Genomic DNA, 5,502 nt, shown 5'->3' with positions numbered 1-5,502 from the left:
GCGCACGTCGCGATGTACAGCGCGTGGTGCAGCCAGCGGAAGCGACGGGTGTCGATCAAGCGCAGGGCGACGGATGCTCCGAGCGCGACGTTCACGGCGTAGGCCGTGGCCGCAGCGATGAACAGTCCCGTCGATCCTGGGTCGTCGCGCCGCCTCATGGCATGACCCTACGCCCGGACCCGGGCCACGACCTCCCCCTTGCACCCGGGTGAGGCGGTCCGGTACGCGCTGTGCCCGGACGGAGAAGCCCCCTCGTGCGCGAGATCGCACACGAGGGGGCTTCTGCCGTCGAGCCCGGAGCTACAGGTTGCCGTCCGCGTAGACCCGAAGCGCGTCCCGGACGAACTCGGCGCCGTGCGTGCCTCCGGATGATGTCGCGTAGTTCGCACCGAAGCGCGGGTCCGCGACGTACATCTCGCCGAGCCCGATCACGTACGCCTTGACGTCACCGCCGGAGGCGGCGGCAGGTGTACCCGGGATGCCCGTGAGCCACTCGACGTGACGCCGAGCGACCTCCTGGGCCGCGGGGGACGCCGGATCGATGCCGCTCTCCGCCGCGGCGATCCAGTCGCGCCCGAGGTCGGACACGCGCTGCTGCCAGTCGGTGCGCTCGGCGTCGGTCATCCCCCGCCACCAGCTGTCGCCGTCGGCGTACGCCTTCTCGCCCCAGCGCTCCTCGACCTCCTGCTTGTAGCGGGTGTGATCGAAGCCGTCGAACATGTTCTCTGCCATGAGGTTCTCACCTCCTCTCAATGCCGTGATGGTGGATACGACCGACGCGATCTGCCGCGCCAGCCGGGTCTGCTCTTCGCGCAACAGCGCGAGATGGGTCTCGAGTGCCGTCGCCTCGCTGCCGGCGCCCTCTCCGACGGATGCCGCGCCGAGCACCTCCGCGATCTGCGGCAGTCCGAGTCCGAGCTCGCGCAGCAGCAGGATGCGCTGCAGACGCACGAGCGCCTGTCCGTCGTAGTGCCGGTAGCCGTTGTGGGCGATGCGCGACGGCGGCAGCAGACCGATGTCGTCGTAGTGCCGCAGCGTGCGGCTGGTGGTGCCGGCGAGGCGGGCGATCTCCTGGATCGACCAGTCCTCCTTCTCCATCGCTCCTCCTTCCTTCGCGCTCTGCGTGGGTGTCTTGAACTCTAGAAGTTGACGTTGCGTCAAGGTCAACTCGCTCCTGAAAACGACGAACGGCCTCACCCCTATCCGAGGGTGAGGCCGTTCGTCGGCGAGGCGCGAATCAGTCGGCGGTTGTTCCGAACGCGGTGAGCGAAGCCGTCAGCGCGTCGGCGACCGCCTGAGCATCGATGTCGAACAGCACGTCGACGTTCGGCACACCCTGCCAGCGATCGATCATCTGCACGACGGTCTGTCCGCGGGTGTGCGTGCCGTTCAGCTCGACATCCACACGGAGGTTGCGCACCGTGAACCAGTCGAGGTTGAGGGCATAGGCGACGCAGGGCACGTCGTTGAGGTGCATGCCCTCGGTCTTCCACTCGGGCATCTCGTCGGGGTCATCCTGACGATCCGGGTATCCGATCATCTCGCACAGCGCCAGGCCCATCGGCGAGCGCGACTCCCAGAGCGTGCGGACGTGGTCCGGCGTGAGGGCGAGGCTCCGGGAGACGTCCAGTCCCACCTGCGTGAGGGGCGCGCCGGACTGGATGACGATCTCCGCGGCTTCGGGATCGTTGAAGATGTTCGCACTCGCGACGGGGGTCACGTTGCCCCACGTGAGCGCCGCCCCACCCATGTAGATGATGCGGCGCACCGAGCGCGCGAACTCCGGCTCCAGCTTGATGGCCAGAGCGACATTGGTGAGTGGCGCGAGCGCCATGATCGTCACCTCGCCCGGCGCCGACATGACCGTGTCGATCATCCGACGCACGGCGTCGGGCTCGACCTCTGCATGAGGATCCGGATCCGGGTACTCCCAGAAGCCCACCCCGCCGGGACGGTGGATGTGCTCCGCGAAGTGCGGCTCGCCGACCAGCGGTCGGCTCGCGCCCTTCCAGATGGGCAGGTCGGAACGGCCGGCCACGGCGGCGATCTTGCGGGCGTTCGCCGTGGCGGTGTCGACATCCACGTTGCCGAAGACCGTCGTCAGCGCTTCGATGTGGAAGGCATCCGAGGAGAGCGCCCAGAACAGCGCCCCCGCGTCGTCGATCCCGGGGTCGGTGTCAATGATCAGTCGTTCCATACTCATACTTTCTGTCATGTCCTAGCGGCGAGCGTGCCGGCCGGACTCTTCACTGAGCGCGGTTGCGTTCGCCGTCTTCGCCCGCGCGGCGCGCGCGACGACGAACAGATACCAGCAGTTGATCGCGATCAACGTGATGTTGAGTGCGACCATGGGCGCGCTGCCGAGCATCAAGTTGTACGCCATGAGCAGCGACGAGGCTCCGAGGTTCAACCAGCGCAGGCGCGAGATCGTCGGCTGCAGGATCGAGATGATCAGGAGAGCACTGCCGGCCCAGCCGACGATCTCGCGCCAGAGATCCATCAGGAGGTCACTTGCCCACGAAGAGGCCGTTGCGCCGCTTCGCGAGGATGTAGAGCACCACGCTGATCGCGCACAGGGTCGCGATGTAGATCGGTGATCAACGCCTTCCGAGCCAGGGTGCGCACCGACCTGCGCACCCATATCGCCAAGGGCGGCACGCTGTCGCCGTCGGTCGTGACCGAGCTCGAGACGGCACTGGACACTGCGGCACGCGGCGTGACGGTCGCCCTGAGCGCTTCCCGGTCGTGAGCGGGTCGACCCGCGCCGCAGCATCTCCGCGGCCGGAAGAGACCCCACGCCGGACAGAGCCTTCCTCTCCGATGACGCAGCCGTCGCTCGGCGCCGCGCCGGTCTTGCACCCCGCACCGTCGGCACGACGTCACGGCATCGTCATCCACAGGGGGTGACATACACAGAAGAGGCCCCGCAGGCGATACGCCTGCGGGGCCTCTGCTGTGTTCGGAACCGCCCGCTACTGCTCGGGCCAGATCTCCTTCTGCTCGTCCGGCACCGACTCGCCGAGCGGCACGACCAGGATCGAACGATGCTGTCGGTGCGCAAGACGTGCGGCGACCGATCCGGTGAAGAACTCCCTGATCGACTCGCCGATGCCGCGTTTGCGCGTGCCGACGACGATCAGCTGGGCGTCGAGCTTGTTGGCGAGCTGCTTGATGGCCAGGGCCGGGTCACCGACCAGCTGCCGAGCCGTCCAGGTGATGTCGGTCCCCGCCAGAAGCCGGGCGGCCGTGGCCTCGACCGCCTCGAACTCCGCGGCACCGGCGTCGAAGTTGATGTCGATCGGAGCCGAATGGACGTAGCCGTCCGGGTCCTCGTACGTCACGAAGCGCGTGACGTCGACGTGCGCGACGACCAGCGGCGCGCTCAGCAATCGCGCGTAGCGGACAGCCTCGTCGATCACGTGCCGATCCTGGTCGACCTGCATGCCGACGATGACGGCTTTCTGCAGCGCCACGTTCTGTGCGGCCTCGTCGGAGGGAGTAGAGGTGTTGTCGGTCATGGAGATCGTTCCCTTCACCTGCCTGGCGTCGGCCAGAGGGTCTTACCCGCGTGCTATTCTGAATGCTACTCTTACCGGCTTTAGACCGGTGTCGTGAAAAATGCCGCGGGCCTTCAAACCCGCCGCTTAACTCGTGAGGGGGTCTCGCGCATGGGCCGTGGCCGTCAGAAGGCGAAACACACCAAGATCGCCCGCGAACTCAAGGCGTACAGTCCGTCGGTGAACTACTCCGCTCTCGAGCGCGAGTTGGCTCACCCGACCGACGAAGACGCATATGTCGACAAGTGGGCCGACGACTATGCCGACGAAGACGAGGACGAACTAGAGAAGGCCTGACCGCCCCTCTGTTCGTCACACCCGCACGTGGTGCGGGTGTTTCGTCGTGGCCTGGTGCCGAGGAGACAATCTCGGCACCAGTGCTTCATTCGTCGTGCGCGGGGTTCGGCAGCTGAGAGGATCTCCTCATGGCACGCGTCGTCTCCCTCTATCGCCACCCGATCAAGGGGCTCACTCCCGAGCACCGCGACTCCCTGACCGTGCACCCCGACGGCAGAGTCGCCGGCGACCGCGTGCTGGCGTTCCGATTCGCGGATGCCGCTGAGCCGGAGCACCGCGACGGCGTCGATCACTGGCCCAAGGCCAAGGGACTCGCCCTGCAGGACTTCCCCGGTCTCGCCGCGCTGCACACCCGCTATGACGACGAGACGCGGCGCATCCGCATCGAGCACGCCGGCGCGACTCTCGTGGAGGCCGACCTCGACCCACAGGGACGGCGCGATCTCGCGGATGCTCTCTCCGAGTTCGTCCTCGCGACCCCGGAGGGGCGCCGCCTTCGTCGGCCAGGCCGGCTCCCGCTGGTGCTCGTCGGCGACGGGCAGACGCCTCGCTTCCACGACCGCGCGCGCGGCTACGTCTCGGTGCATGGCCGAGGCAGCGTCCGCGCACTGGGAGAAGCGCTCGGGATGGGCATCGACGACCGGCGCTTCCGCTCGAACATCGTGATCGACGACGCCGCTGCGTGGCAGGAGCTCGCGTGGACCGGCGAGGTGTGCATCGGCGATCTCACCTTCCAGACCGCCGGTCCCATCGTGCGCTGCCTCGCGACCCATGCGAATCCCGACACCGGCGTGCGCGACGCGAAGGTGCTCACCACTCTCACGGGAGCGCTCGCGCAGCAGGAACCGACCCTCGGACGCCTGCTGCTGCCCGGCTGGACGCCGTCGGATGACGGCTCGACCCCCGGCGGCGGAGTGATCCACGTCGGTGACGAGGTCCGCGCGCACCTGGCGTGATCCTCGAGTGCCTCGACGAGGTATGTCAGCGCTCCCTTTCAGCGGCACGAGTGCGGCTGTGTTGTGATCATCCCGGGGTTGTGAGCGCAAACATCTTCTGATTTGATGTGCATGTGATCGACGGCGCCTCGGCGTCACTCCCCCGCCCAGGGCGGACGCCGGCGTCCGAGATCGTCGACCGCTGGAACGCCGAGCACCCCGACATCCAGGTGAAGGCGACGAAGTTCGACGGCAAGTCGAGCGACATGATCCTCAAGCTCGAGACCGACGTGAAGGCCGGCAACGGGCCCTGCCTCGCACAGACCGGCTACTCGGAGGTGCCGCAGCTGTTCGTGAAGGGACTGCTGCAGGACGTCGCCGATGAGGCCAAGAAGTACGAGGACAACTACTCCGCCGGAGCCTTCAGCGGCATGAAGGTCGGCGACGCCATCGTGGGCCTCCCGCAGGACACCGGCCCCCTCGTCTACTTCTACAACGAAGCCGAGTTCCAGGCGCTGGGCCTCGACGCACCGAAGACGCTCGACGACCTGACGGCTGACTCCGCCACGGCCGCAGCCGCCGGCATTCAACGCGGCGTTCAACCTGTCGTTCGCGGTGTGGATCATGCACTCCTTCTTCGCGGGCATCCCCAAGGAGGTCGACGAGGCCGCGCAGATCGACGGAGCCGGACGCTTCACCGTGCTGTTCAAGAT

7 protein-coding genes and 2 pseudogenes are annotated in these 5,502 nt (G+C 67.4%); 5 read left to right on the top strand and 4 right to left on the bottom strand.

Going from position 1 to position 5,502, the window contains the following annotated elements:
- Window positions 1-300 precede the first annotated feature (300 nt).
- The 3 genes from KZA10_RS07080 to KZA10_RS07070 form a co-directional block, all read right to left on the bottom strand.
- Window positions 301-1,098: a MerR family transcriptional regulator gene (locus tag KZA10_RS07080; protein WP_141386518.1), complete on the bottom strand. Its 798-nt coding sequence runs from the start codon at window positions 1,096-1,098 to the stop codon at window positions 301-303.
- 139 nt (window positions 1,099-1,237) lie between these two features.
- Window positions 1,238-2,197 carry a nucleoside hydrolase gene (locus KZA10_RS07075; RefSeq protein ID WP_218682511.1) on the bottom strand — a complete coding sequence of 320 codons (960 nt, stop codon included), beginning with the start codon at window positions 2,195-2,197 and terminating at the stop codon, window positions 1,238-1,240.
- Between the two features lie 21 nt (window positions 2,198-2,218).
- Complete coding sequence (locus KZA10_RS07070) at window positions 2,219-2,500, bottom strand: hypothetical protein (protein ID WP_218682510.1); 282 nt, start codon at window positions 2,498-2,500, stop codon at window positions 2,219-2,221.
- A 93-nt stretch (window positions 2,501-2,593) separates the two neighbouring features.
- Between KZA10_RS07070 and KZA10_RS07065 the strand changes: the two genes are divergently transcribed.
- The gene (locus tag KZA10_RS07065; RefSeq protein WP_174799556.1) at window positions 2,594-2,749 is read left to right on the top strand and encodes a hypothetical protein; all 156 of its coding nucleotides are present in this window, start codon (window positions 2,594-2,596) and stop codon (window positions 2,747-2,749) included.
- 223 nt (window positions 2,750-2,972) lie between these two features.
- On the opposite strand, the gene KZA10_RS07060 is transcribed toward KZA10_RS07065, so the two are convergent.
- Window positions 2,973-3,518 carry a universal stress protein gene (locus KZA10_RS07060; RefSeq protein WP_017831340.1) on the bottom strand — a complete coding sequence of 182 codons (546 nt, stop codon included), beginning with the start codon at window positions 3,516-3,518 and terminating at the stop codon, window positions 2,973-2,975.
- A 150-nt stretch (window positions 3,519-3,668) separates the two neighbouring features.
- Between KZA10_RS07060 and KZA10_RS07055 the strand changes: the two genes are divergently transcribed.
- From KZA10_RS07055 to KZA10_RS17865, 4 genes and pseudogenes are all read left to right on the top strand, one after another.
- The gene (locus KZA10_RS07055; protein ID WP_017204296.1) at window positions 3,669-3,854 is read left to right on the top strand and encodes a DUF3073 domain-containing protein; all 186 of its coding nucleotides are present in this window, start codon (window positions 3,669-3,671) and stop codon (window positions 3,852-3,854) included.
- A 128-nt stretch (window positions 3,855-3,982) separates the two neighbouring features.
- On the top strand, window positions 3,983-4,810 hold the full coding sequence (locus tag KZA10_RS07050) for an MOSC domain-containing protein (protein WP_218682509.1): 828 nt from the start codon (window positions 3,983-3,985) through the stop codon (window positions 4,808-4,810).
- A 107-nt stretch (window positions 4,811-4,917) separates the two neighbouring features.
- Window positions 4,918-5,343 (top strand): annotated as a pseudogene (locus tag KZA10_RS07045) (ABC transporter substrate-binding protein); the annotation flags it as partial.
- Window positions 5,344-5,377: 34 nt separating this feature from the next.
- Window positions 5,378-5,502: pseudogene (locus tag KZA10_RS17865) on the top strand (carbohydrate ABC transporter permease); the annotation flags it as partial.

Source organism: Microbacterium sp. BF1 (assembly GCF_019279095.1).
Lineage (GTDB): Bacteria > Actinomycetota > Actinomycetes > Actinomycetales > Microbacteriaceae > Microbacterium > Microbacterium maritypicum.
Note: the sequence above shows the minus strand (reverse complement) of the source record. Positions and strands in the feature narration are given on the sequence as shown.

Coding starts and splice junctions, on each gene's coding strand:
- KZA10_RS07060 (WP_017831340.1), bottom strand. CDS start 3,518: ATGACCGACAACACCTCTACTCCCTCCGACGAGGCCGCACAGAACGTG.
- KZA10_RS07080 (WP_141386518.1), bottom strand. CDS start 1,098: ATGGAGAAGGAGGACTGGTCGATCCAGGAGATCGCCCGCCTCGCCGGC.
- KZA10_RS07070 (WP_218682510.1), bottom strand. CDS start 2,500: ATGGATCTCTGGCGCGAGATCGTCGGCTGGGCCGGCAGTGCTCTCCTG.
- KZA10_RS07075 (WP_218682511.1), bottom strand. CDS start 2,197: ATGGAACGACTGATCATTGACACCGACCCCGGGATCGACGACGCGGGG.
- KZA10_RS07050 (WP_218682509.1), top strand. CDS start 3,983: ATGGCACGCGTCGTCTCCCTCTATCGCCACCCGATCAAGGGGCTCACT.
- KZA10_RS07055 (WP_017204296.1), top strand. CDS start 3,669: ATGGGCCGTGGCCGTCAGAAGGCGAAACACACCAAGATCGCCCGCGAA.